Annotated in this window: 25 protein-coding genes; 8 read left to right on the top strand and 17 right to left on the bottom strand. The window is 60.4% G+C overall.

Annotation, left to right across the window (positions count from 1 at the left end; all coding sequences use genetic code 11):
- The first annotated feature begins 120 nt into the window (after positions 1 to 120).
- The 5 genes from pcnB to G5154_RS14960 all read left to right on the top strand — a co-directional run bounded on the left by pcnB (position 121) and on the right by G5154_RS14960 (position 5,467).
- Positions 121 to 1,587, top strand: a complete 1,467-nt coding sequence (pcnB, locus tag G5154_RS14980) for a polynucleotide adenylyltransferase PcnB (protein ID WP_421251170.1) — start codon at positions 121 to 123, stop codon at positions 1,585 to 1,587.
- An 11-nt stretch (positions 1,588 to 1,598) separates the two neighbouring features.
- Positions 1,599 to 2,108, top strand: coding sequence for a 2-amino-4-hydroxy-6-hydroxymethyldihydropteridine diphosphokinase (gene folK, locus G5154_RS14975; protein ID WP_227274398.1), 510 nt, complete (start codon positions 1,599 to 1,601; stop codon positions 2,106 to 2,108).
- Positions 2,105 to 2,899 carry a 3-methyl-2-oxobutanoate hydroxymethyltransferase gene (gene panB, locus G5154_RS14970; RefSeq protein WP_042052384.1) on the top strand — a complete coding sequence of 265 codons (795 nt, stop codon included), beginning with the start codon at positions 2,105 to 2,107 and terminating at the stop codon, positions 2,897 to 2,899. The genes folK and panB overlap by 4 nt, the downstream gene beginning before the upstream one ends.
- Before the next feature lie 201 nt (positions 2,900 to 3,100).
- Entirely contained in the window at positions 3,101 to 3,955 is an 855-nt protein-coding gene (panC, locus tag G5154_RS14965) for a pantoate--beta-alanine ligase (protein ID WP_019445357.1), read from the top strand.
- A gap of 144 nt (positions 3,956 to 4,099) precedes the next feature.
- Complete coding sequence (locus tag G5154_RS14960; protein WP_421251171.1) at positions 4,100 to 5,467, top strand: cation:dicarboxylate symporter family transporter; 1,368 nt, start codon at positions 4,100 to 4,102, stop codon at positions 5,465 to 5,467.
- A gap of 65 nt (positions 5,468 to 5,532) precedes the next feature.
- Here the strand turns inward: G5154_RS14960 and G5154_RS14955 are convergent, their stop codons facing one another.
- The 8 genes from G5154_RS14955 to hpt form a co-directional block, all read right to left on the bottom strand.
- Positions 5,533 to 6,060, bottom strand: a complete 528-nt coding sequence (locus G5154_RS14955; protein WP_075114616.1) for a rhodanese-like domain-containing protein — start codon at positions 6,058 to 6,060, stop codon at positions 5,533 to 5,535.
- Between the two features lie 4 nt (positions 6,061 to 6,064).
- Positions 6,065 to 6,499, bottom strand: coding sequence for a MauE/DoxX family redox-associated membrane protein (locus G5154_RS14950; RefSeq protein WP_421251172.1), 435 nt, complete (start codon positions 6,497 to 6,499; stop codon positions 6,065 to 6,067).
- A gap of 14 nt (positions 6,500 to 6,513) precedes the next feature.
- Complete coding sequence (locus tag G5154_RS14945) at positions 6,514 to 6,822, bottom strand: DUF3343 domain-containing protein (protein ID WP_421251173.1); 309 nt, start codon at positions 6,820 to 6,822, stop codon at positions 6,514 to 6,516.
- Positions 6,819 to 7,601, bottom strand: a complete 783-nt coding sequence (locus tag G5154_RS14940; RefSeq protein ID WP_421251174.1) for an acyl-CoA dehydratase activase — start codon at positions 7,599 to 7,601, stop codon at positions 6,819 to 6,821. Before G5154_RS14940 ends, G5154_RS14945 begins: the two co-directional genes overlap by 4 nt.
- Before the next feature lie 9 nt (positions 7,602 to 7,610).
- Positions 7,611 to 8,762: a double-cubane-cluster-containing anaerobic reductase gene (locus G5154_RS14935; RefSeq protein WP_421251175.1), complete on the bottom strand. Its 1,152-nt coding sequence runs from the start codon at positions 8,760 to 8,762 to the stop codon at positions 7,611 to 7,613.
- A 231-nt stretch (positions 8,763 to 8,993) separates the two neighbouring features.
- Positions 8,994 to 9,767, bottom strand: a complete 774-nt coding sequence (locus G5154_RS14930; RefSeq protein WP_156853559.1) for an ABC transporter permease — start codon at positions 9,765 to 9,767, stop codon at positions 8,994 to 8,996.
- Positions 9,764 to 10,681 (bottom strand): ABC transporter ATP-binding protein, encoded by a 918-nt coding sequence (locus G5154_RS14925; RefSeq protein ID WP_421251176.1) that lies wholly within the window; start codon positions 10,679 to 10,681, stop codon positions 9,764 to 9,766. Before G5154_RS14925 ends, G5154_RS14930 begins: the two co-directional genes overlap by 4 nt.
- Positions 10,682 to 10,792: 111 nt before the next feature.
- On the bottom strand, positions 10,793 to 11,323 hold the full coding sequence (gene hpt, locus G5154_RS14920) for a hypoxanthine phosphoribosyltransferase (protein WP_139428617.1): 531 nt from the start codon (positions 11,321 to 11,323) through the stop codon (positions 10,793 to 10,795).
- A 201-nt stretch (positions 11,324 to 11,524) separates the two neighbouring features.
- Between hpt and G5154_RS14915 the strand changes: the two genes are divergently transcribed.
- Positions 11,525 to 12,139, top strand: coding sequence for a TetR/AcrR family transcriptional regulator (locus G5154_RS14915; RefSeq protein WP_042656644.1), 615 nt, complete (start codon positions 11,525 to 11,527; stop codon positions 12,137 to 12,139).
- Between the two features lie 67 nt (positions 12,140 to 12,206).
- Here G5154_RS14915 and G5154_RS14910 read toward each other — a convergent pair whose 3' ends face one another.
- The gene (locus G5154_RS14910) at positions 12,207 to 12,818 is read right to left on the bottom strand and encodes a flavin prenyltransferase UbiX (RefSeq protein ID WP_216979453.1); all 612 of its coding nucleotides are present in this window, start codon (positions 12,816 to 12,818) and stop codon (positions 12,207 to 12,209) included.
- Positions 12,815 to 14,185 (bottom strand): UDP-N-acetylmuramate:L-alanyl-gamma-D-glutamyl-meso-diaminopimelate ligase, encoded by a 1,371-nt coding sequence (gene mpl / locus G5154_RS14905; protein WP_421251177.1) that lies wholly within the window; start codon positions 14,183 to 14,185, stop codon positions 12,815 to 12,817. Before mpl ends, G5154_RS14910 begins: the two co-directional genes overlap by 4 nt.
- Positions 14,186 to 14,443: 258 nt before the next feature.
- Between mpl and G5154_RS14900 the strand changes: the two genes are divergently transcribed.
- Positions 14,444 to 15,145, top strand: a complete 702-nt coding sequence (locus tag G5154_RS14900; protein ID WP_005343308.1) for a phosphatase PAP2 family protein — start codon at positions 14,444 to 14,446, stop codon at positions 15,143 to 15,145.
- Between the two features lie 69 nt (positions 15,146 to 15,214).
- On the opposite strand, the gene galE is transcribed toward G5154_RS14900, so the two are convergent.
- The 7 genes from galE to barA form a co-directional block, all read right to left on the bottom strand.
- Positions 15,215 to 16,228: a UDP-glucose 4-epimerase GalE gene (galE, locus tag G5154_RS14895; RefSeq protein WP_005343309.1), complete on the bottom strand. Its 1,014-nt coding sequence runs from the start codon at positions 16,226 to 16,228 to the stop codon at positions 15,215 to 15,217.
- Between the two features lie 116 nt (positions 16,229 to 16,344).
- Positions 16,345 to 17,334 (bottom strand): hybrid-cluster NAD(P)-dependent oxidoreductase, encoded by a 990-nt coding sequence (locus G5154_RS14890; protein WP_216979452.1) that lies wholly within the window; start codon positions 17,332 to 17,334, stop codon positions 16,345 to 16,347.
- A 111-nt stretch (positions 17,335 to 17,445) separates the two neighbouring features.
- Positions 17,446 to 19,095, bottom strand: a complete 1,650-nt coding sequence (gene hcp, locus G5154_RS14885; protein WP_421263949.1) for a hydroxylamine reductase — start codon at positions 19,093 to 19,095, stop codon at positions 17,446 to 17,448.
- Between the two features lie 288 nt (positions 19,096 to 19,383).
- The gene (locus G5154_RS14880; protein ID WP_005362843.1) at positions 19,384 to 19,851 is read right to left on the bottom strand and encodes a Dps family protein; all 468 of its coding nucleotides are present in this window, start codon (positions 19,849 to 19,851) and stop codon (positions 19,384 to 19,386) included.
- 155 nt (positions 19,852 to 20,006) lie between these two features.
- Positions 20,007 to 20,894, bottom strand: coding sequence for an N-acetylmuramoyl-L-alanine amidase (locus G5154_RS14875; protein ID WP_421251178.1), 888 nt, complete (start codon positions 20,892 to 20,894; stop codon positions 20,007 to 20,009).
- 34 nt (positions 20,895 to 20,928) lie between these two features.
- Entirely contained in the window at positions 20,929 to 21,408 is a 480-nt protein-coding gene (locus tag G5154_RS14870) for a DUF1456 family protein (protein ID WP_005335594.1), read from the bottom strand.
- 89 nt (positions 21,409 to 21,497) lie between these two features.
- Positions 21,498 to 24,215, bottom strand: a complete 2,718-nt coding sequence (gene barA / locus G5154_RS14865) for a two-component sensor histidine kinase BarA (RefSeq protein WP_421251179.1) — start codon at positions 24,213 to 24,215, stop codon at positions 21,498 to 21,500.
- 153 nt (positions 24,216 to 24,368) lie between these two features.
- Here barA and rlmD point away from each other — a divergent pair, with 153 nt between their 5' ends.
- Positions 24,369 to 25,691, top strand: coding sequence for a 23S rRNA (uracil(1939)-C(5))-methyltransferase RlmD (gene rlmD / locus G5154_RS14860; protein WP_216979449.1), 1,323 nt, complete (start codon positions 24,369 to 24,371; stop codon positions 25,689 to 25,691).
- Positions 25,692 to 25,915: the final 224 nt, after the last annotated feature.

Genomic DNA, 25,915 nt, shown 5'->3' with positions numbered 1-25,915 from the left:
ACCGCTATTTTCGCTGGCGGACGGTTTCATGCGGGATCAATTGTCAGCACGGTTTTTCATTTGGTTAGGCGTGAGCTATGATAGGCCGCTATTTTTTGGCCTCCCGTCAATTTAGAAGTCATGAAGAGGTGTACCATTTTTTCCCAGATCGCAAACTTTTGCCGCAAGGTGCTCGGCAAGGAAGACGGCGAGCAGTCGGTGGAATCCCCCATTCCAGCCCGTGTCGCCGGTCAACGTCGTACCTTAAGCCGTGATCAGCACCCTATTTCGCGCAAAGAGATCAGCGAGAATGCACTCAAGGTGCTCTATCGCCTGAACAAAGGGGGCTATGAGGCCTACCTGGTCGGCGGCGGAGTCCGGGATCTGCTGCTCGGGAAGACGCCCAAGGATTTCGACATCGCAACCGATGCGACGCCGGAGCAGATCAAGGCGCTGTTCAGCAACTGCCGCCTGATTGGCCGTCGTTTCCGCCTGGCCCACATTGTCTTTGGTCGTGACGTGATCGAAGTGGCCACCTTCCGGGGTCACCACCATCAGGTCAATACCAGCAAACATGTGTCGGCACAGTCTGATGAAGGGATGCTGCTGCGCGACAACGTCTACGGCACCATCGAAGAGGATGCCGAGCGCCGCGACTTTACCGTCAACGCCCTCTACTACAGCGCCAAAGATTTCACCCTGCACGATTTCGAAGGGGGTCTGGAAGATCTGGCCGAGCGCAAGCTTGAGCTGATCGGTGATCCCGAGACCCGTTATCGTGAAGATCCGGTGCGGATGCTGCGCGCCGTGCGCTTCGCCGCCAAGCTGGATATGACCATCAGTCCGCGTACCGCCGCCCCTATCAAGGAGCTGGCGCCACTGTTGCAAGACATCCCTGCGGCCCGCCTGTTTGAGGAGACCCTCAAGCTGTTCCTGGCTGGCGACGGCCTGGCGACCTACAAGTTGCTGCGCGAGTATGGTCTGTTCCAGCAGCTCTTCCCGCAAGTGGCTGCGCTGTTTACCCCGCACGGCAACTCGCCCTACGAGCAGTTTATCGAGCAGGCACTGATCGATACCGACACCCGCGTCCGCGAAGAGAAGCGCGTCACCCCCGCCTTCCTCTACGCCACCTTGCTGTGGGGCTGCGTTGAGGCCCGTGGTCGGGTGCTGGAGAACGAGAGCGGCCTGCCCTGGTATGACGCCTTCATGCTGGCGATCAACGAGGTGCTGGACAATCAGGTGCGGATCATCGCCGTTCCCCGCCGTTTCACCACCGATGTCCGCGACATCTGGGCACTGCAACAGCGGCTGACCCGTCGTCAGGGCAAGCACCCCGAGCGCGCCATGGAGCATCCCAAGTTCCGCGCGGCGTTCGACTTCCTGTTGCTGCGCAACCGGGTCGAGCGCGGTCTCGGCGAGCTGGCCAGCTGGTGGGAGCGCTATGTTGCCTCCAATCCGGATGTGCGCCCGCAATTGCAGCGTGAAGCGACCCGTCGCCCGGCCAGCGGTGAGCGCGGCGAGGCCCGTAGCCACGATGGCGAGAAGCGCAGCAGCAACAGCCGCAACCGTCGTCGCCCCCGTCGCCGCAAACCGAAAGTGGCCGAGTGACAACAGACGTGATGACCGAGGTCTTCATCGCCATTGGTTCCAACCTGTCTGATCCGCTGGGTCAGGCTCGTCGCGCCGTTGCTGCCTTGGCAAGGTTGCCGGAATCTGTGCTGGTGGAGGCCTCGTCGTTTTACAGCAGCCGCCCCATGGGGCCTGCTGACCAGCCGGACTACGTCAATGCCGTGGCCCGGCTCAATACCCGGCTCGCGCCCCTTGCGCTGCTGGATCAATTACAAAAAATCGAGCTGGAACAGGGACGTGTGCGCAAAGAGGAGCGGTGGGGACCCAGAACCTTGGATCTCGATCTGCTGCTCTATGGGGATCAGGTGATCAACCATGAGCGCCTGATCGTACCCCACTACGGCATGAAGGCGCGGGAGTTCGTGCTGCTGCCCCTTGCCGAAATTGCGCCTGCTCTGGTGCTGCCCTGCGGCACCCCGCTCGCCCTACTGGTTGCCCGCTGCCCGCACAATGATTTGGCCATCATTGCGCCGAGTGCAGACGTACAGGAGCCTCTATGAGCAAGATCACCACCGCCAGCCTGCAGAAGATGAAGCAGGACGGTCAAAAGTTCACCGCCATCACCGCCTATGATGCCACTTTTGCCAAGCTGTTCGACGACGAGGGGGCCCATGTGCTGCTCATCGGCGATTCGCTGGGCATGGTGCTGCAAGGGGGTCAGGATACCCTGGCGGTCAACATGGATGAGATGGTCTATCACACCCGCTGTGTGGCGCGCGGTGCCAGCAAGGCACTGGTGGTCGCCGACATGCCGTTCATGAGCTACGCCACTCCCGAGCAGACTTACCAGAACGCTGCCCGCCTGATGGCGGCCGGTGCCCGCATGGTGAAGATGGAAGGGGGCGACTGGCTCTGTGACTCCATCCGCCACCTTACCCGCAACGGGGTGCCGGTGTGTGGTCACCTCGGCCTCACCCCGCAATCCGTTCATGTCTTTGGCGGCTTCAAGGTGCAGGGGCGCGATGAGTTTCAAGCCCAGGAGATCTACCGTCAGGCCCTCGAATTGCAAGCGGCCGGTATCCAGCTGCTGGTGCTCGAGTGTGTGCCCACTGCGCTGGCCGAGCGCATCACCAAGGCGCTTCGCATCCCGGTGATCGGCATTGGTGCCGGCCCCGCGACCGATGGTCAGATTTTGGTGATGCACGATGCCTTTGGCGTCACCTCCGGCTATGTGCCCAAGTTCACCAAGAACTTCCTGGCCGAGACCGGCGATGTGCGTGCCGCCATCCGCCTCTATGTCCAGCAGGTGAGCGAGGGGAGCTTCCCCGGCCCGGAGCACTGCTTCAACTGATCCTGGCAGTTGCATGATGGGGGCTGCGGCCCCCGTCTCTGCTTCTCCGCCTCGCACAGTTAATCCGTATAGCTAATCCGTATCTTATTGATTCATCTAAAGGTGAACTGCTGATAGCCATGTTCGTGCTTCATCCCGCCCGAGCGCTACCGGTAGATGCAACCCGTCTCTCTTTTTGATTTATCGGAAGGTGAACTGCTGATGTTGGTCGTAAATAATCCCGTCGTTCTGCGTGAGCAGATCAGCCAATGGCGCCGTGAAGGGCGTGCCATCGCATTCGTGCCCACCATGGGCAATCTGCATCAGGGCCACCTGACGCTGGTGAAAGAGGCGCACAGCCATGCCGAGAAGGTGGTGGTCAGCATCTTCGTCAACCCGATGCAGTTCGACAAGGCCGAGGATCTTGCCAACTACCCGCGCACCTTGGAGCAGGATTGTGCTGCGCTGGAAGCGGCTGGCGTCGACATGGTATTCACCCCGACCCCGGAGATCATGTATCCGCAGGGGCTGGCGAGCCAGACCTTCGTCGAGGTGCCGGGTCTCTCCAATCTGCTGGAGGGGGCGCTGCGCCCGGGTCACTTCCGCGGGGTCAGCACTGTCGTCACCAAGCTGTTCAATCTGGTCCAGCCGGATGTGGCCTGCTTTGGCCAGAAGGATTACCAGCAGTTGGCGCTTATTCGCAAGATGGTGGCCGACATGGCGATGCCCATCGAGATTGTCGGCGTGCCGACCGTGCGGGCCGAAGACGGGCTGGCACTCTCTTCCCGCAACGGCTACCTGACTGCCGCCGAGCGGGCCATTGCTCCCGAGCTGGCGCGCACCATGAACTGGATCGCCGAGCAGATCGAAGCGGGTGACCACCACCTGCCCTCCTTGGTGGCGCAGGCCAGCCAACGCCTCGACAACGCCGGTTTTCGTACCGATGCCATCGACATCGTCGATGCCGCCACCCTCGAATCTGCCACTGACGAGAGCGCGCAGCTGGTGATCCTGATGGCTGCCTATCTGGGCAAGGCCCGCCTTATCGACAACCGCGTCGTCACCGTAAAGAAGTAATTCTCCCGATTGTCAGCGGACGCCTTCCCGGGCGTCCGCTGCTTTTTCACGCCTGCCATTTGGCGTTTTCCCTCGCGAATCTGCTCGCACCCGCTGTTTTCTCTCTCCACAATCGGCCCTGATGGCCGCTACAGGTGTTTATTTATGTTTACCTTGTTTGCTTCGTTGCTCTTCTGTCTGCTCTGTTTTGCCCTGACCCGGCTACCCGCTTCGGTGCCGCTCTCGCGCAAGGTGCTCGCCGGTCTGCTGCTGGGGGGGCTGTTTGGTCTCGCTCTGCAGCTGGGCTGGGGCGCCGATGATGCCGGCGTCCAGCAGACCCTGGAGTGGGTCAATATCATCGGCGGCGGCTATGTCAGCCTGCTCAAGGTGGTGATGATGCCGCTGGTGTTCACCTCCATCCTCTCCGCCATCAACAAGCTGGAGCAGGCCCAGTCCCTCGGCAAGATCAGCGCCGTGCTGATCGGCTCCATGCTGACCCTGGTGATGATCGCCGGTGTGGTAGGGATGAGCATTACCCACCTGAGCGGCCTTACCGCCACCGGGCTGTTGAGCCACGGCAGCGACGCGGCAGCCCTGCAACAGAGCATGAGCACCATCGACAGTGCCCAGACCCTGCCGGCTCTGCTGCTCTCGCTGGTGCCCACCAACTTTGCTGCTGATATGGCGGGTAGTCGCGGCCTCTCGGTGATCGGGGTGGTGATCTTCACCGTGCTGGCCGGGGTTGCCCTGCTGCAGATGAAGGCGGAGCATCCAGAGGCCGGTGCTCGCGCCGCTGTGGCCATCGACACTCTGCAACTGTGGGTGATGAAGATGGTGCGGGTGGTGATTGCGCTCACCCCCTATGGCGTGATGGCGCTGATCGCCCGGGTGGTGGCCCACTATCCCCTGAGCGAGATCCTCAGCCTGCTCGGCTTTATTCTGGTCTGCTACGTCGCCATTCTGGCGATGTTTGCGGTGCACATGGTGATCCTGCTGCTGATCGGCCAGAACCCGCTGCACTATCTGCGGGAAGTGTGGGGCGTGCTCACCTTCGCCTTTATCTCCCGCAGCAGCGCGGCTTCCATTCCACTCAGCATCGAGACCCAGCAACGTCTTGGGGTGCCCTCCAGCATCGCCAACTTTGCCGCCTCGTTCGGTGCCAACCTCGGCCAGAACGGCTGCGCCGGTATCTATCCGGCCATGATGGTGGCGATGATTGCCCCCATGCTCGGCATCAACCCGTTTGATCCCCTGTTCCTGCTGACTCTGCTGCCGGTGATTGCGCTGGGCTCCATCGGGGTGGCTGGCGTCGGCGGTGGCGGCACCTTCGCCGCGCTTATCGTGCTCTCCACCCTCAACTTCCCCATCGCGCTGGTGGGGGTGATGATCGCCATCGAGCCGCTGGTGGACATGGGCCGTACTGCTCTCAACGTCAACGGCTCCATCATGGCGGCCATGATCACCAAGCGCCTGCTTGGCAAACAGGTGCAGAGCGATGTCGCACTAGGCGAAGCGTCCCGAGTCGCCAGCTGACTGCCAGCATCGAAATGAGAGAAGCCCGCAGTTGCGGGCTTCTTTTTTTGGGGCGAAAGGTCGGGTTACTCGGCCGTGACGGGGTAGCCGGCCCCTTTCCAGGCGAAGATGCCACCCGGCACCCGATAGACCTGTTGATAGCCCTGATTGACCGCCCAGGCGGCGGCATTGTGGCTGCGGCCGCACTTGACGAAGCCGCAGTAGATCACCACGGGGCGAGCTTTGTCTTCACCCAGCAGCGCCTGGAACTGCTCCGGTGTCCCGCTTCCCTCGACAATCTCGCTCCAGTTGTCGCCAGCCTTGGCCTCTTTCACGAAGGCAAAGTTCTTGGCGCCCGGGATGTGCTCCTTCTTGTAGGAGTCCTCATAGGGCATGGTGTCGATGATCACCAGCTCCTCGCCCTTGTCCATCCGGGTTTTCAGCTCGGCCACGGTCAGCAGCTGATAGCCCCCCTGCTGCGCCTCCTGTGCCAGCTGTACAGCCGATTGCTCAAGCTTCACCTCCTGCTCGAACTGGTTATCGCCACAGCCCGCGAGGGCAAAGCTGGCGGCGATCAGCGAGGCCACCAGAGTGCGGGATCGCAATGTCATCATGTCACTACTCCTTTAGTACGGGAAAAACGGGAACGGGAAAAACGGGGCGGGAAGTTCGCAGCAGGGCGCCCGCAAGCGTCAGTAGCAGCAGATCCCGCACAATGGCCTCCGGCAACGAGCTGAGATCAGCCCTGCCAAGACAGCCGCAAGAGATGTCGAGCCCGATGGCAATGCCATAGCCCAACACCGGAATAAACAGGGCGAGCAGCCCGATCACCAGCCACAATCCCCAGCGCCGGTTGGCGATGACCGCCAGCCCTGCGCAGAGCTCAAGGGCGATCAGCCCCCAGGCCGCGAGCGGAAGCAGCGGCGGCCAGAGCAGGCCAAAGGCGCCGATCTGCTCGATGAACATGGCGGGGGAGGCCAGCTTGAACCCGGCAGAGGCGAGGAAGAATCCCCCCAGCGCCAGCCTGGCCAGCATGCGTAAATAAACGGCCATGGGATAGCTCTTTATCATCCATGACTCCGACTGCCAGCCACAGGCGTTTGCTTCGCCATGTCCTGACTATCGGCCGGATAGCGGGCCAGCTCCTGATAGTCGCCGTCCGCTTCGCAGCGAAAGACGGCGGCAGTTTCACTACTCTGGCACCACTGCTGCCACTCGTCTGGCGGGCAGTGGAGGCGAATGGCGAGGCCACAGCCGGCGCTAAGCAGGCGCGGCACGTCGCAGACCCGAAACTGCTGGCCATGTTGCTCCAGCCGCTTGCGTAGTCTGACTGTGCCGAGGGTGGAGTGGAACAGGTAGAGAAACTCCTGATTCATGATTTGCCTCCCCTGCTGGCGCGCGCGCCGAACAGGGCGGCCCCCAGCGCACCGGCAAACTGGGCGTCCGGGTGAGTGGCGACCTCACAGCCCAATCCTTCGGCCAGATAGTGACGGAAGGTGGCGCAGTGGCTGACGCCGCCGGTAAAGAGCACGCTCGGTCTGGCGCCGAGGCGGCCGATGAAGTTGGCACTGCGCCGGGCCATGGAGCGGACGATACCGGCCAGAATCGACTCGGCGGGAATGCCCGCCGAGCGCAGGCTGATCGCCTCCGACTCGGCAAACACGGTACACATGCTGCTGATGTCGTGGGGCTCTGCGCCCTCCAACAGTTCGTCGAGCTGCTCGACCCGAGCCCCCAGAGTGCGGGTGATCACCTCGAGAAAGCGACCGGTGCCGGCGGCGCACTTGTCGTTCATCAGAAAGTCGGTGAGATTGCCCTCGCTATCGAGCTGGATCACCTTGCTGTCCTGGCCGCCGATGTCGATGACGGTGTGTACCGACGGGCAGAGCAGGCGAGCCCCCAGCCCGTGGCAGGAGATCTCGGTAACCCGCCGATCGGCAAACGACGCCAGATCGCGGCCATAGCCGGTCAGGGTCAGGTGGGGGCGCTCTGGCAAATCGGTCGAGAGCTCCTCCCAGCCTTGCTCGATGGCAGCCAGCGGACGAAAGGGAGTTGGCACCAGAAAACGGCGGACGATACGCCCGCCATCCTTGTGGTCGAACAGGATCCCCTTGGTCGCGGTGGAGCCCGAGTCAATCCCGATGGAGAGTGACACGGCGCCTCCTCACAGCATTTCGATAAAGGCGGCCAGCCGGGTCGCCAGTTGCCCCTTGTCGGCGCTGGAGTAGTCAGTCTCGACCGCCATGTAGGGGATGCCGTGGCGTTCGCGCACATGGCGCTTGATGGCGAGCGACTCCACCGCATAGGTGTGGCAGGCCTGCAGGATCACATCGATCACCCCGTCTGCCTGATACTCCTCCACCATCTGGCTCAGCAGCTTCATGCGCTGGTGGTTGGGGGAGATGCAAGAGCAGCCGATGGCCAGATACTTGTCGGTCAGCGCATCGAACAGGTCACCCTCCTCGCTGACGCACTGCTCGGTCGCCTTGGCGCCGGTGCAGTTCTCGTAACCTACAACCCAGCCGCCGTGCTCCTCGATAAGGCGCACCACCTTGTCGGCCGCGCCGCCGATGGGGCAGCCGGTGATGAGGATGCGCGGACGGGCATCGAGCCGCTTGCCCTCGGCATACTCGGCCTTGATGCGGCGGGTCATCTCCTGCAGCTCGCTGATGAGCTGCTCCTTGTCGAAGCGGAAGGTGGCGCCATAGACCACCTTGAGCAGGTCGGTGCCGCTCAGCGCCGGCGGGTTGAGCTGGCCCAGCCGGTAGAAGTCGGCCAGTGCGCGGCGCTCGCGGTTTTTCAGCACGATGGCGTCGCGCAGCGCCTGCTCGCTGATGGGGTTGCCGAACTGCTGCTCCAGCAACTCCTTGAAGCGGACGATTTCGCTGCGCCACAGGGTGCGGGAGGCTTCGTCATCGGCGCGATTGGGCAACTGCATCACATGCACCGGTTTGAACTCGGCCATGTACTCGTACATCTTCTTCTTGCCGTCGCAGGTGGTTTCACCCACCACCAGGTCGGAGAAGTAGAAGTAGGGGCACTTGTCGGTTTTGCCGAAACCGTAGCTGCTCTTGATCAGCGGGCAGAGGTTGCGGGGCAGGTCTTTCTCGGCCTCCTCGATGGTCTCGTCGCTGGTGGAGCAGAGTGAGACCACCACCGCGCCGGCGGCCATCGCCACCTCCTGCGGCATAAAGGTGCAGTAGGTGCCGACCAGGGGGATCTGTCGCTCCTTGAGTGCCATCACAGCCAGAAAGCCCTGACGACGGGCATCTGAAAAACTATCGAAAATGGCTGGCAACTCGGTGATAAGTGACATAGGCGATCCTGCCCTGATGAGAGAAATGAAGAGACGGACGAGCCATCCGTGACGGCACATCCAACCGCGAGAATTATACCTTTGGGGGTAATTCGAAAGTTGCGGTAGATCACAAGGTGTCAGGTAAATCCTTAATAACAGGCAGGTTATTGAGACGGTCGCTAGTTGGTTGAAGTGGCAACATTTGGAGGGATATAAAAAACGGGCACCGCGAGGTGCCCGTTTTGGCTATCAGTGACGCAGGCCGGTGCCGCGCGAGATAAGCCACCATGCCAGACCGTAGAGAGCCACGATGAAGCCGGTGATGATGAGGTAGGCGGTTCCGAGCGGCACGTCGGAGATACCGAGGAAGCCGTAACGGAACGCGTTCACCATGTAGATGATGGGGTTCACCTGGGAGACCCCCTGCCAGAAGGGGGGCAGCAGGCTGATGGAGTAGAACACCCCGCCCAGATAGGTGAGCGGCGTCAGCACGAAGGTGGGGATGATGCTGATGTCGTCGAAGGTCTTGGCAAACACAGCGTTGATGAGGCCACCCAGTGAGAAGAGGATGGCGGTCAGCAGCACGGTGACGCAGACGCTGAACAGGTGGTGGATCTGCAGCGGCACGAAGAACAGCGACACCAGGGTGACAATGAGGCCGACGCAGAGGCCGCGCGCCACGCCACCGCCCACGTAGCCGGCGATGATGACGTAGTTGGGCACTGGTGCCACCAGCAGCTCCTCCACGTTGCGCTGGAACTTGGCGCTGAAGAAGGAGGAGGCGACGTTAGAGTAGGAGTTGGTGATCACCGACATCATGATGAGGCCGGGCACGATGAACTCCATGTAGGTGAAGCCGCCCATGTCACCGATGCGCGAACCGATCAGGTTGCCGAAGATGACGAAGTAGAGGCTCATGGTGATGGCGGGCGGCACCAGGGTCTGGATCCAGATCCGGGTAAAGCGACTCACCTCTTTGGCCAGAATGCTCTTGAAGGCGATGTAGTAAGTGGTCAGGTTCATGCTTTTCTCCCCTCTTCGACCAGGGTGACAAACAGCTCTTCCAGCCGGTTGGCCTTGTTGCGCATGCTCAGCACCTGCACCTGCTGGTTCGACAGCTGCTCGAACAGGCTGTTGAGGGACTGGCTCTTGTCGAGATCCACTTCCAGGGTGCGCTCATCCGGCATGCGGCCGTTGAACTCCGGCAGGTTCGGCACGGCAGAACCAGGCGCCAGATCGAGCAGGAAGGTCTCGCGACCCAGCTTGCCCAGCAGGTTTTTCATGCTGGTGTTCTCGATCAGACGACCCTTGTCGATGATGCCGATGTTGCGGCACAGCATCTCGGCCTCTTCCAGATAGTGGGTGGTGAGGATGATGGTGACACCCTGCTCGTTGAGATCCTTGAGGAAGCTCCACATGGAGCGGCGGATCTCGATATCGACCCCGGCGGTCGGTTCATCGAGGATCAGCAGTTTGGGCTCGTGCATCAGGGCGCGGGCGATCATCAGACGGCGCTTCATGCCGCCGGAGAGGGTGCGGGCCGGCATGTCGCGCTTCTCCCACAGATCGAGCTGGCGCAGGTACTTTTCGGCGCGGATCTTGGCTTCCGCCTTGGGCACGCCGTAGAAACCGGCCTGATGGGTGACGATCTGGATCACCTTCTCGAACTGGCTGAAGTTGAACTCCTGCGGCACCAGTCCGAGCTGGGCCTTGGCCTGTTCCAGATCGCTGTCGATGTCGTAGCCAAACACCTTCACCTTGCCGGCGCTCTTGTTCACCAGCGAGCTGATGATGCCGATGGTGGTAGATTTGCCCGCGCCGTTCGGGCCGAGCAGGGCGAAGAAGTCCCCTTGCTTGACGGTAAGATCAATGCCTTTAAGAGCTTCAACGCCCCCCTGATAGGTCTTTTTCAGGCCGCTGATTTCCAGTGCGTTCATTGCAACCTCTGTGATGGTTGAATCCGGCTCGATACAGAAAAGGCGGCCAAGGCCGCCTGCACAAAGTAAAGGGCACAAGGCCACTTCACCCGTGATAGTCCTGAACCTGGCTTACTCCTGGGGTACCACTTTGCCGATGAAGGGCAGGTTGCGGTACTTCTGGGCGTAGTCGATGCCACAGCCGACCACGAATTCGTCCGGGATGGCGAAGCCGACCCAGTCGACCGGCACCTGCACTTCGCGGCGGGAGGGTTTGTCCAGCAGGGTGCAGATGGCCAGGGATTTCGGCTCGCGCAGGGAGAGGATCTCGCGCACCTTGTTGAGGGTGTAACCGGTATCGATGATGTCTTCCACGATCACCACATCCTTGCCCTTGATATCGTCGTCCAGGTCTTTGAGGATGCGGACGTCACGGGTGCTGTGCATGCCGGAGCCGTAGCTGGAGGCGGTCATGAAGTCCAGGGTGATGGGCAGCTGGCACTGGCGGCAGAGGTCGGCCAGGAAGATGCAGGAACCGCGCAGCAGCGCAATCATTACGACTTCGTCAGAACCCTGATAGCGGGCGGTGATCTCTTCACCCAATTTGGCGATCCGGGCGGCGACTTCAGCCTCGGAGATCATCACCTCGACGGTGTGTTTCATCACTTACTCCCATAAGGCCAAAGGGGATTTGGCCGTTCATGAATATCAAAACCGATGATTCTACCACTCATGTTGAAGGGTGCTAGAGATACGTGGTGCTTTTATCAGCTTATTTTAATTGATAGAGTTAGCAGGCACTCAGGCATGATTAGTTAAAATACTATAAACACCATAATCAATAACTATTAGATGATAAAAACTATGGAACCACGCGCAGAAATAAGACGTCGTACCCGGCTGTCGCCGGAAGCTCGTCGCTCCCAATTGATGGAATGTGCCATCGAGGTGTTCTCCCGCCGCGGTATTGGTCGTGCTGGCCACGCCGAAATTGCCGAGCAGGCCAAGGTCTCTGTTGCCACTGTCTTCAACTATTTCAACACCCGCGAGGAGTTGGTAGATGAGGTGCTGGCCGAGATCGAACGCTTTGTGAACCAGATGCTGTCGCAGGCATACGGTGACCAGGGCTCCATTTTCGACAAGATCCAGCGTCATGTACGCCTCTCTGTCGATGCCGCCTACGATCAACCGGATTATGCCGGTATCTGGCTGGAGTGGAGTTCCTCGGTTCGGGAAGAGGTATGGCCCCGCTATACCCGGCTGCTCGATCAGTGCCTTGAGCTGATCGCCAGCGAGCTGCAAACCGCCATGGATGCAGGGGAGATCACCAGCGTGCTGTCGGCACAGGATCTGGCCCGCTCTTTGACCGGTTTTGGCTATGTGATGATGCAGATGATCAATCAACCCCAGCGCCCGGCGCGCGAAGAGGTGACTGATTTCCTGTTCAAGTACGTGACGGCACCTATTCAGGCTTGCTGATACGGCTTAACGAAAAAAGGCGCCCCTCATCAAGGGGCGCTTTTTTTATCCGCTTTGTCTGGCCTGCTCAGCCGTGTCCATAGCCCCAGCGGTGGGTCAGCTCATGCTCGACACCCAGATGATCGAGGATGCGGGCGACCATAAAGTCCACCAGATCCGCAATACTCTTTGGCTCATGGTAGAAGCCGGGCGCGGCGGGCATGATGGTCACCCCGAGCCGCGCCAGTTTCAGCATGTTCTCCAGATGGATCGCCGAGAAGGGGGTTTCGCGGGGCACCAGGATCAGCTGGCCACGCTCCTTGATCACCACGTCCGCCGCCCGTTCCAGCAGGTTGTCCGAGGTGCCGTTGGCAATGGCCGAGACGGTGCCCATGGAGCAGGGGCAGACCACCATCTGCTTGGGCGCGGCCGAACCGGAGGCGACCGGCGAGAACCACTCCTCCTTGCCGCAGGCCACGATCTGCCCATCGATGGCGCCATATTGGCGACAGAGATAAGCAGAGAGCTCTTTCGGCGAGCCGGGCCAATCCTGCTGCTGCTCGGTTTTGAGTACCACACGAGCCGCCGAGGAGGCGAGCAGATAGACCCGATAGTCCGCCTGCACCAGACACTGGAGCAGGCGCAGGGCGTAGGGGGCGCCGGAGGCGCCGGTCAGCGCCAGGGTGATCGCTTTGTTCATAGTTCGCCGTGGTAATCCTTGAGGCGGGCGATCAGCTTGTCATGAATGCCGCCGAAGCCGCCGTTGCTCATGATCAGAATATGGTCGCCATCACGGCTCTCGGCCACCAGCCGGTTGATCAGGGTCTCCAGATCGTTGAACACCTTGGCCGGTCGGGTCATATGGGCAGTCACTTCGCCGAGATCCCAGCCGATGTTGGGAGGCTGGAAGAAGAATACCTCGTCAGCACCATCGAAGCAGCCGGCCAGCTCCTCCTTGTGTACCCCCAATTTCATGGTGTTGGAGCGCGGCTCCAGCACTGCCAGGATACGGGCTTTGCCTACCTTGGCACGCAGACCGCCAAGGGTGGTTTCGATGGCGGTGGGGTGGTGGGCGAAGTCGTCATAAACGCTGATGCCAGCTACCTCGCCCTTGAGCTCCATCCGCCGTTTGGGGGATTTGAACTGGCAGAGGGCTGCAATACCGTGCTCCACCATGACACCGGCGTGGCGGGCAGCCGCGATAGCCATCAGGCCATTGTTGACGTTGTGCTCGCCGATGCACTCCCAGTGCACCTCGCCCTGCTTTTCGCCATCCAGCCACACCTCGAAAGCGGAGCCGTCATCGGCCAGCTTGACCGCTTTCCACTTGGCGTCGTTCTGACCCACCAGCTCCACTTCGCTCCAGCAGCCCATCTTGCGTACGGCGGTGAGGTTGTCATCCGTTTGCGGGAACAGCACCCGGCCGTTGCTCGGCACTGTGCGCATCAGGTGGTGGAACTGGCGCTGGATGGCGGCGAGATCCGGGAAGATATCGGCGTGGTCGAACTCCAGGTTGTTCATCACCAGGGTACGCGGGTGGTAGTGAACGAACTTGGAGCGCTTGTCGAAGAAGGCGCAGTCGTACTCGTCCGCTTCGATGACGAAGAAGGGGGCAGAGCCGAGACGGGCGGAGACCGGGAAGTTGCCCGGCACGCCGCCAATAAGGAAACCGGGCTCCAGTTTGGCGTACTCCAGCACCCAGGCCAGCATGCTGGCGGTGGTGGTCTTGCCGTGGGTGCCGGCAACGGCCAGTACCCAGCGATCCTGCAGCACATGCTCCAGCAGCCACTGGGGGCCGGAGATGTAGGGCAGATTGCGGTCCAGCACATATTCAACACAGGGGTTGCCGCGGCTCATGGCGTTGCCGATCACCACCAGATCCGGCGCCGGATCGAGTTGGGAGGGGTCATAGCCTTCGGTCAGTTCGATGCCCTGTTGCTCGAGCTGGGTACTCATGGGGGGATAGACGTTGGCATCCGAACCGGTCACCCGATAACCAAGCTGTTTTGCCAACACCGCCAGACCACCCATAAAGGTGCCGCAGATCCCGAGAATGTGAATATGCATACCGCTTCCTTTCGCAGTAAAGGGAAGTGGGCATTCTAGGGGGTGTTGCGGTGGTGGCACAAGCCGCACTCATGGTGAGAGGCCCACAGATGACGCACTGGAGGCAGAAATATTGTCGCTGTCGCGGTGTGCGAGGCTGGAGTGGGTTGTTGGGCTTTATTTGAGGCTTGATTTTGTGTCGCACTTTCTTACAATTCTTCGGTTTTGTGACGCACCCTGCAGTTTTACGATATCGCCCTTTTCAAACGGAGAGTCCCCATGGGCAAGTTCCTGCTTTGCTATCTGGTCGGTGGTCTGGTGGCCATCAGTTGGGCTGCGCTGCCCGCTCATGGTCCCTGGGATCAGTGGGACCTCGCGATTTTTCATACCGTCAATGGCTGGCTCGGGCAGTCTGCGCTGTGGGCCGATCTGGTGGCCATCACTAATAACCGGCTGTTCGATCTGGCAGTACTGACCTGTATGGGGTTGATCCTGGCCCGCTGTTTCTTTGCCCGGGATTTGGCGGGGCGTCGCCAACTGGTGGCGATGGGCATTGTCATGCTGCTGAGTGCACTGGTGATCAACCAGCTTGGTCACCGATTGCCGGTGGAGCGGCCCAGCCCGACCCTGATGGTGCCCGATGCGCTGCGGGTGACCCAGCTAAGCGGTATTCCGACCAAGGACTCTTCGGGCGATAGTTTCCCGGGGGATCATGCCCTGTTCCTGATGATCTTCGCGGGTTACGCCTTACGTTATCTGCCACGTTGGGCGGGTCTCACCGCATTGTTGATGGTGCCGCTCTTTTCCGCACCACGCATTCTGGCGGGCGCTCACTGGTTTACCGATGTCTACGTCGGCGCACTGGGGCTGGCCACCCTCTGCCTGCCCTGGTTGCTGCTGACCCCCCTGGCGGATCGGCTGATTGGACGCATCGTTCCCTATCTCGCGCCATTACCACTATTACGTAGTCAGACTCACTGATTGAGTGCCACAAAATAAAACGCCCCGATATCAAGATATCGGGGCGTTTTATTATCAGTCCGCTAGAGATCAGCTTTGATAGCCGTTCGGATTCTGGCTTTGCCAGCGCCAGGTATCGATCATCATCCGCTCCAGACCGCGCTCTGCCTGCCAACCCAGCTCGGCACGGGCCTTGTGCGGCTCGGCCCAGCACTCGGCGATGTCGCCCGGGCGACGGGGTTTGATCTGGTAGGGAATGGTGCGACCGCTGGCCACTTCAAATGCCTTGATCATCTCCAGCACCGAGTACCCCTGACCTGTGCCCAGGTTATAGGTAAAGACGCCGGTATCAGACTCGATGCGTGCCAGCGCTTTGAGGTGACCGATGGCGAGATCCACCACGTGGATGTAATCGCGCACACCGGTGCCATCCGGGGTCGGGTAGTCGTTGCCAAATACCCCCAGCTCCTTGAGCTTGCCGACACCCACCTGGCTGATATAGGGCAACAGGTTGTTGGGGATGCCGTTGGGATCTTCACCAATCAGGCCGCTCTCGTGGGCGCCTACCGGGTTGAAGTAACGCAGCAGTACGATGGCCCAGCGGGGATCGGATTTGGCGAGATCACGGAGGATCTCCTCCACCATCAGCTTGGAGCGACCATAGGGGTTGGTGGCGCTGGTGGGGAAATCTTCCCGCAGCGGTACCGAGGCGGGATCGCCATAGACGGTGGCCGAGGAGCTGAATACCAGCCGGAAAACCCCAGCCTTGGCCATCTCTTCGCACAGCACCAGAGTGCCGGTGATGTTGTTCTGGTAGTAGGTGAGCGGGATCTGGCTCGACTCCCCGACCGCCTTGAGACCGGCGAAGTGGATCACCGATTTGATCTGATGGTTGGCAAACAGCTGCTGCAGACAGGCTCTGTCCAGCACATCCCCTTCGACGAAGATGACCGGCTTGCCGGTGATCTGTTCGACCCGCTTGAGTGACTCCGGTGAAGAGTTGGAGAGGTTGTCCAGCACCACGACCTGCTGCCCCGCACCGAGCAGCTCAACCAGGGTGTGGGAGCCGATATAGCCGGCACCCCCTGTGACCAGTATTGTCATTTTTTATCCCGTGTTCTGGTGAAACTGGGGCAGAGTCTAGCGCCCCTGTCTAGTTGGGAAAAGGTTGGGATACCGATAACGCGTTCACCGCACCTCACAGAAGCCTTCACCACACCTCAATAATCGAGACTGATATCCCCTTTCGCAGTGCAGGAGCATGCCAGAGCAATGCCGCTCTCCAGATCCTGCGCACTCAGGGTCATCACGCTCTGGCGCTCGATGTCACCAGTGGTGGTGCAACGACAGCTGCCACATACTCCGGCGCGACAAGCAGCCATCATGGTTTCACCAGCAGCTTCCAGCGCAGCCAGCAGGGTCTGACCCGGCAGGATCTTCACCTTTTTGCCGCTCTTTTTCAGGGTCAGCCAGAAGTGGTCGCTGGTGGTGGTGGCGGGCTCTGTGGGGGGAAGGCCAAAGGACTCCTGATGCAGCTGATCCGGCGGCAATCCCAGCTCAGCCAGCATGGCGCTGACCGCCGCCATATAGGGGGCCGGGCCGCAGAGATAGACATGGCGTTCGCGCAGATCTGGGGCCAATTCGGCCAGCATGGCGGGGGTAAGTCGGCCAATCCAGGGGTGATCTGCAGGTGCCTCTTCCAGAATCAGGGCATGGCGTACACCGGCATGGGTCTCAGCCAGTGCAGCCAAGTCATCTGCGAAGATCACATCTGCTGGCGAGCGGGCGCTATGAATAAAGCGGATATCGGCATCCGGCCGTTTGGCGAGCTCGTCCCGCAACATGGCCCACATGGGGGTAATGCCGGAACCGGCACTGAGCAGCAGTGGCCGTTCGCAAGGCAAGGCAGTCAGGTTGAAGTCGCCGAACGGGCCATCCACCCGGATCTCGCCCCCCACTTGCAGGGTCTGGTGCATATGGCGAGAGACCCGTCCCACATCCTTGATAGTCACTTGCCAGCATTCATCCTGCGGGCTGGAGGAGAGGGTATAGGCGCGGCACTCCGTCTGGCCGTCAATCTCGGTATGCAGGGTGATGCACTGGCCAGCCAGTACGGGAGGGAGGCTGCCGGAAAGCGGCGCCAGCTGCCAGCTCACGACGTCGTGGGTGTTCTGTTGGCGGCCAATGCAGGTGAGCGTGAGAGAGGTCATCACAAGGCTCCTTAGGTTTTAAACGGTTCGAAAAACGTCTGGTGAAAAAGCCGGATCCAGAAAAAAGGCGAGCCGGGCGGCTCGCCAAACGCTTACAACATGAGGTGCCGATCAGGCCGCCAGGATCTCGGCCAAGTCAGCCTCGGCCGTGGTGGTCCCTTTCAGGCCAAACTGCTCCTCCAGCACCTTGAGCAGAGCCGGGGTGAGGAAGGCGGGGGCGGTCGGGCCGGTACGAATGTCCTTCACCCCGAGGGAGAGCAGGGTGAGCAGAATGACGATGGCTTTTTGCTCGAACCAGGAGAGCACCAGCGTCAGCGGCAGATCGTTGACCCCGCACTCGAACGCCTCGGAGAGTGCCTGCGCCAACTGAATGGCGGAGTAGGCATCGTTGCACTGGCCCACGTCCAGCAGACGGGGAATGCCGCCGATGTCGCCAAAGTCGAGCTTGTTGAACTTGTACTTGCCGCAACCCAGGGTGAGCAGCAGGCTGTCGCGCGGAGCCGCCTTGGCAAACTCGGTGAAGTAGGCGCGTTCGGCCTTGTCACCGTCACAGCCACCCACCAGGAAGAAGTGGCTGATCTCCCCGGCTTTGACCTTCTCAATCACCGCGGGGGCGGCCTGCATCAGGGCGTTGCGGGCAAAGCCGATGGTGATGAAGTGCTCGAGCTCAACGTGCTTGAAGCCTTCCAGCGCTTGGGCCTTGGCAATCACGGCGGAGAAATCATCCCCCTCCAGATGGGTGACGCCCGGCCAGCCGACGATGGAGCGGGTAAAGATGCGATCCGAGTAGTTGCCCACATTCGGGTCGATGATGCAGTTGGAGGTCATCACCACGGCGCCCGGGAAGTTGGCAAACTCCTTCTGCTGGTTTTGCCAGGCGGAGCCGTAGTTGCCCACCAGATGGGGGTACTGCTTGAAGAAGGGGTAGGCCAGCGCGGGCAGCATCTCGCCGTGGGTGTAGACATGAATGCCGGTTCCTTTGGTCTGCTCCAGAATGAGTTTGAGATCCATCATGTCGTGGCCGGAGACCAGAATGCACTTGCCGGGAATTGGCGTGACCCTGACCTGGGTCGGCTCCGGGTGACCGAAGGCGCTGGTTTCACCCAAATCCAGCATCTCCATGATTTTGAAGTTGAGCTGACCGATCTCCATGGCACAGCTGAACAGTTGATCTGTTTCGTTTGGGTCTGCACTGAGCCAGCTCATGATGCGGTGGAATTCGGCGGCCACCTCGTCACTCTGCTGAGCCAGCACCCAGGCGTGCTCCATATAGGCGGCGGCACCCTTGAGGCCGTAAAGACAGAGCAGACGCAGCCCCATGATGTCCTCGTTCACCTCGCTCTTGCCCCGATTGGGGGCGGCTGGGGCAGCATGGGCAAGTTGTTCCAGCAGCTCGGCACCGGGCTCGAAATAAGCGGACTGTGGCAAATCGTTCACCTGCACCGCCATAGCGGTCAGACGATCGGCCAACTGCTGGCGATAAGCGATGGCCTGATTGACGTAGGCCACGATGCGATTCGAGTCGAAGTTGACGTTGGTGAGGGTGGCGAAGAAGGCCTTGGGCACGAAGGCATCGATCTCGCGGTCGATGATGCCCTGCTCGCGGGCGGCCAGCGCCCAGGCGCTGAGTCCCTGCAGGGTATAGATGAGCACATCTTGCAGATCCGAGGTTTCAGCCGTCTTGCCGCACATACCTTGTGCGTAGGCACAGCCGTTGCCAGCCGGGGTACGAATTGTCTGTTCACATTGCACACAAAACATCATGCCTCTCCTAATTGGACATTTCAGTTATTTGTTTTGTGGCGATTCTATTCCTACTGCTCAGAACTTAATAGGTATTCAATTTACCAATTCAGTTTTCATTGATGCAGATCAAAAACAAAAAAGCCGCCCAAACAGGGCGGCAAGCGGGTGGATAAAAGGAGAGACAACTCAGGTTTGCAACAGAACATAACAATCAGACGGATTGGGCCGTAGTCTGGTCAGGAGCTTTCGGCCCGGTGCTTACTCAACCCAGCATACGTACGCTGTAGTCGGCTTGGTTCACTATCAGGCCAGATAAGCGCGCAGCATCCAGACCAGTTTTTCTTGTTGCTGCACATAGTCGGAGAGAATGGAGGCAGTGCCCTCATCACCGGCTTCGGCGGCCTGACCCAGAATACGGCGCTGGGCGACCAACAGTTCGCGGAAGCTATCCAGCAAGGATTCGACACAGGCGCGGCCATCGTGCAGCCCTTTTTGCTCCGGGATGGCAGAGACTTTCAGGTAGTCACTGAAGCTGTGCATTGGCACGCCATCCAGGGTCAGGATCCGCTCGGCCAGTGCATCGACTTTCAGCAGCAGGTCGTTGTAAATCTCTTCAAATTTCAGGTGCAGTTCGAAGAACTGGTTACCACGGATATTCCAGTGGAAGCCGCGCACGTTCATGTAGAGGATCTGGTAGCTGGCCAGCAATTTGTTCAACTCGGCTGCCAGGGCTTGTGATTGAGCAGTATCAAGACCAATCGGGCTTTTCATCATTCACCTCCAGATTTGGAAATCGGTTTTAAATTCTCTTTCGGAACGCAGTCAGAATAACGCCTTGCAAAATGCAGGGACAATTGCTTGTGCCTAACTGTTTGATAGCTAACGGCTATCAAACAGTACGCAGCAACGGTGACAATGGATGAGGATTAGGGGAAGTATTTTTCGAGCAGCGCCATCAGGATGGCCTGGCACTCGCGGTCCGGTTTGCTATCGACCCTGCTGGCTCGAAAGTGGAGCTGAAAGGCGCCCATGACGGCGCGGCTCTGCTCATCCCACTGGCCGCTCCGGGGCAGGCCATAGCCATAGCGGGCCAGCTGCTGCTGCCACATGGCCGCATCCCAATCGGGCAAGGGGCTGGCCAGTAACTCGGCCACCCGACCTTCATCTGGCCAGGCGCCGACTCCGTACGTCAGATAGAGCTGGCGCCAGGGGAAGTGGGGGCCGGGATCCTGCTTGCGCTCGGGGGCGACATCGCTGTGGCCCAGCACCTGGGTCGGTGGAATCTGGTAGCGGGTGACCAGCTCCCGGCTGAGGGCGCCGACGGCGGCAATCTGCTGCGGGGTATAGGGTTGCCAGCGCCGCGCATCGGGGGCCAGCGGCTCATCTTCTGCTGGATAGCCGAGGTTGACGATCTCGATGCCAAGAGAGCTGGCATTGAGCCCGGCATATTGGTGCCAACGGCTGCGTCCCGCATGCCAGGCGCGCGCGCTGTCTGGCACCAGCTGATAGACGGTGAGCGGTGTTTTGTGGCTGTCGCGGGGGATCAGGTAGTGGGCGCTCACCTTGTGCTCCGGCTCGGTCAGCAGGCGCAGGGAGTTGGCATCATCTTCATCGGTGTAGTGGAGGATCAGAAAGGCGATCCGCTCGTTCTGGTTGGCGCTCTGATAGCGGGTCGAGAGCTGGTACTCGGACGGAGTACAACCACCCAGCAGCAGAACCAGTGGCAGAAAGAAGAGGGGAAGAAGACAGCGCCAGCGCCATCCCCCTGCCACAGCCAGGCTGCTGAACGTGGGAGGAGTGAGTCGCTGGCACATGTCGAAGGCCCGGTCTGGTCAGTCGCGCGGCTGGTTAGCCGCGGTATTTGGCCGTGAGACCGATCAGGAAGTTGCGCAGGATCTGATCCCCGCAATCCTGATAGTGCTTGTGATCCTTGGAGCGGAACAGGGCACTGAGCTCGGACTTGGAGAGGTTGAAGTCGGCGAGCTTGAGGGTGCCGAGCATATCCTCTTCCTTGAAGTTGAGACCGATGCGCAGCTTGCGCAGGATCATGTTGTTGTTGATCCGGTTCGGGATCACCTGGGCCGGTGCATCTTCGCGCACGCCGCGGCGGGCGATGATGAAACCGTCGAGGAACTGGCTCAGGGCCGAGTCGGGACAGGCGACATAGCCTGCCTCTTGCTCTTCACCTTCCGCCGCCTCTTTCATCAACCAGCTGTGCAGCTGGGCGTGAGTGACCGTCAGGTTGCCCTTGGCAAACATCTCGACCATCTGGTCGTTGCTGATGGTGAGGGCGTAGCGCAGACGGCGCAGAATATCGTTGTTGGTCATGCTGACTCCTGTGTAAACGGCGCAACTTTACCATCTGGCGGCCCTCGCGTCAGAAAAAGCGGGGGCCGATACAGTTCAGGTCAAGCTCATCAAGCTTTGCCGAGATAGCGGGGCGCCTCCTGGCGCACCAGTTCCAGCGCATCTTGCAGCTCCAGCAACTCGGGTTCCAGCTCGCTGACCGGCACGCCGTCGCGTAGCTGTTGCTCCAGCTGGGAGAGCAGCCGTTGCAGCCCCGGCACCCCGGAATAGGCACAGCCGCCGTTGAGGCGATGGAGCTGGGCCAGCACTTCGCTATCTTCAATTTCGCCAGCCAGCGCGCTATCCAGCACCGGCTCGACCTCGTCAAAACTGGCCAGCAGCATGGTCAGCATCTCTCTGGCGAGATCCTCTTTCCCCGCCGCCTGCCGCACAGCCAGTGCCCAGTCGATCTGCTGGGCACCATCATTCTGGTGGCGACGATGGGCAAAGTCGGTGATGAGCTGGGCCAGCATGCTCTCGTCGATGGGCTTGGCCAGATAGTCGTCCATCCCCTGCCGGATCAGCCGCTCCCGTTCTCCGGGGATTGCGTGGGCGGTCACCGCCACGATCGGGGTGGTGGTGTTGAGGGACTGGTTGCGGATCGCTTGGGTGGCACTGATGCCATCCATGATCGGCATCTGGATATCCATGAAGATGATGTCGAACGGCTGGCTCTGTGCCTGCTTGACCGCCTCCTTGCCGTTTTTGCACACCACCACCTGACTCACCATCTCCTTGAGCATGGCGGCGATCAGCTTGAGGTTGGCGGCGTTGTCATCCACCGCCAGCACCTTGATGGGCTGCAACTGGCGCGGCGCAGGCTGGGCGGGCAGCTTCTGGCGGCTCGATTCCGGCGAGAGCAGGGCGTGCAGCAGCTTGCGATGGTTGACCGGTTTGGAGAGACAGTGCTGGGCGCCATGGGCCAGCATAGCTTCATAGAGCGCCGGCTCGTGGCTGCTGAGCAGCACTATGGTGTTCTGCTGCTGGCCGTTCAGTCTGTCGAGACGGCCGATCACCTGCTGCGGCGTATGCAGGGTGCTGCTGCCAATGATCACCATCTCCTGCTCGCTCATCTCGGGCCAGGGATCATCGCTGGTCAGTGGGTGCACATCGAGGTGCCACTCCGCCAACAGGGCGAGCAGAGAGGCTTGTGCGAAGGGATCCGGTTCCAGCAGCCAGAGCCGTTTGCCACGGATCCGATCCAGCGGCAGTTGATCGGTCTGGGGCAGGGGGGAGACCTCCACATCCAGACTGAACGAGAAGATGGATCCCTTGCCGAGCTCCGATTCAAAGCGGATCTGGCCGCCCATCTGCTGCACCAGCTTCTGGGTGATAACGAGGCCCAAACCCGTGCCGCCATAACGGCGGGAGATGGAGGAGTCGGCCTGATTGAAGGCCTGGAACAGCTGATGTTGCTGCTCCTGGGAGATTCCGATGCCGGTATCGCGGATCTGGACGTTGAGCCTCACCTTGTGGTTGCCACTGCCGGTCTGCTCGATATGGACATCCACGTTGCCCTGTTCGGTGAACTTGATGGCGTTGCCGGTGAGGTTGGTCAGCACCTGTTGAAGACGCATGGGGTCGCCGGTGAGGTAGTCCGGCACATCGGCATCCACCCGCAGGGAGAGCTCCAGTTGTTTGTCGTGGGCGCTGGGGCCGAGCAGGTGCATGGTCTCGTTGAGGGTATCGCGCAGGCTGAACGGGATATGTTCCAGCTGCAGCTTGCCCGCTTCCAGCTTAGAGAAGTCGAGGATGTCGTTGATGATGCCAAGCAGGTTGCGCGCCGACTTCTCGATGGTCTGCATGTAGTCGGTTTGGCTCGGGGTCAGGCTGGTTTTCAGCAACTGGCGGGTAAAGCCGATGACCCCGTTGAGCGGGGTACGCAATTCGTGGGACATGTTGGCCAGAAACTCCGACTTGACCCGCGCCGCCTCTTGTGCCCGTTTCTTGGCCATGTCGAGTTCGACGTTCTGGATCTCGATCTGCTCCAGCGTTTCGCGCAGGTCAGAGGTGGCCTGATCGATATTCTGCTGCATCTCTTCGTGATATTCGGAGAGCGCCTTGGCCATGGCGTTGATGCCGTTTTTCAGCATATCCAGCTCGCCGGTGAGTTGCCCGCTGACCCGGGTATCGAGCCGCCCCTCCCTGATCTTGTGCACCGCCTGCACCATGTTGGTGATGGGCTGGGTCACGCTCTTGACTAAGCGGAAACCAAACAGGGTACTGAAGGCGACCCCGATGAGCACCATGATCACCGCAAAGAAGGTGTCGCGGTATTGCAGCAACATGGCCCTGTCGGTCGCCATCTGCATCGAGATGTAGCCGATCATCGGCGGCTCTACATCGCTGGGCAGCGGGAAGCCATCGAGGCTGGTTTCAGCCTGGATCGGGGTGCGCAAAATGATGTCGTCCCCCTGAAACGTCACGCTGGTCAGATCCGGAATGGGCTCGCCATCGGGCAGCCTGAGCCGGGTGAAATCCCGGTGGTAGTTCGAGGTGACGAACAGCTGGTTGTCCTGGGTGAAAACCGCGATGGATTTGATGAAGGGGGAGTTCTTGCGGTGGGTCAGGCCAATCAGACGCTTGAGGGATTCGCGACTGTGCTGGGTCATCCCGTATTCACTGGCGATCGCCAGCGGTTCGATGATGTTGATCCCCTGATCAATGAGGTTGTTTTCCAGCTGCTGGTAGCGGTGGAAGGTGAAGTAACCGGCCATCAGGCCACCGATGATCAGGGTCGGCAGGATGGTGAAGGCGAGAACGCGTGCTCTCAGGCCATATTTGGTCATACGAACAGGCCACCAGTGAACAGGGTTGGCGATAGGGTTGATGGCAATACACGGGCTCTGTGGCCGTATTTGGTCATACTATTATTCTTGTGGGACAATACCCGGCAGCAGATTCCACAATCATGACATAGCCACCTATAGGCACCAAGTTTTATGGCCCAGTTTTTCAAGCCCCAAAAGAAGTCCCCCCAGCTCCAACGCATTGAATTTACGATAGACACCCTCGATCACCACTGCGTCGGTATCGGTCGCCATCAGGGCAAGGCGATCTTCGTCGAAGGGGCGCTGCCCGGCGAGACCGTCAAGGCACGCATCACCGAAGAGAAAAAACAGTATGGTCACGCCGCCTTGCAACAGGTGGTGACCCCGGCGGCCAATCGTATCGCCCCCTTTTGCAGCCACTATCGCGAGTGCGGCGGTTGCAGTGCCCAGCACATGTCGGTTGCCGATCAGCAAGCCGCCAAGGCGGCCGGACTGGTCAGCCTGTTCGAGCGGTTGGGCAACATCAAGGCGCCGGCGCTGGAGCCGGTACTGACCGGTGAAGATCGTGCCTACCGCCGGGTCTGTCGTCTGGCCATCAAATTTGACAAGAACGGTCGCTGCACCCGGGTCGGTTTCCGCCGCCGCAACAGCAACGATCTGGTGGAGATCGACAGTTGCCCTGTGCTGGCCGAACCGCTCTCTGCGCTGATTGCCCCGCTGCGTGAATGCCTCAATCGCCTCAAGAGCCAGCGCGAGCTGGGCCATGCGGAGCTAATCCAGGCCGAGCAGGGGATCATGATGCTGCTGCGTCACACCGGCCGCCCCAATGAGGCGGATCGCGCCCTGCTGGTGGAGTTTGCAAAAGCGCAGGGGATCGACCTCTATCTGCAGGCGGCCGATGATCGCATCGAAGCGCTGCAGCAACATTTTTCCCCATCCTACTCGCTGGATGGCCTGTCTCTTGCATTTGCTCCCGGTGATTTCATTCAGGTCAACGGCCCCATCAACCAGAGCATGGTTGAGCAGGCGCTGACATGGCTCGGGGCGAGCAAGGATGACAAGGTGCTCGATCTCTTCTGCGGTATCGGCAACTTCACCCTGCCGCTGGCCCGTCAGGCTCGCGAAGTGGTGGGTGTGGAAGGTGAACTGGCCATGGTGCAGCGGGCCGAAGAGAACGCCCGTCGCAACGGCATCACCAATGCCCGTTTCTACAAAGCCGACCTGAGCGATGACATCGTCGGCATGTCCTGGGCGCGGGAAGGGTTTGATCTGGTACTGCTGGATCCGGCTCGCCCCGGCGCGCTGGAAGTGATGGGACACGTCGTGAAACTTTCACCCAAGCGGGTGGTCTACGTCTCCTGTAACCCGGTCACCCTGGCGCGGGACAGTCAGGTGCTGGTGAAAGGGGGTTACCGTCTGGTGCGCCTCGGCATGCTCGACATGTTCCCTCACACCGGTCATCTGGAGTCCATGGCACTGTTTGAACGGGAGTAAATGACTCATCAGTTCGGCGATGCCGGATAGGTCATCCGGCATGTTCGTTACTCTTTGAGCAGGTGTGTATATGAAGTAATCCTGCTCATCGGTACGGCGATGCGGATGTGTAATCTGGCATGTCTGCGTCTGTTTGAGCTGATGTGATTGGGGTAATCTAGACCCTCGTCGTTCGGCAGGGCCTGTTGGTGCGCTCTATTGTCTTTCTGGACAATATGCCTTGA

Source organism: Aeromonas sp. 600527 (genome assembly GCF_049175415.1).
Taxonomy (GTDB): domain Bacteria; phylum Pseudomonadota; class Gammaproteobacteria; order Enterobacterales; family Aeromonadaceae; genus Aeromonas; species Aeromonas veronii_A.
The sequence above is the reverse complement of the archived record's forward strand: the minus strand, read 5'-3'. Positions and strand labels throughout refer to the sequence as shown.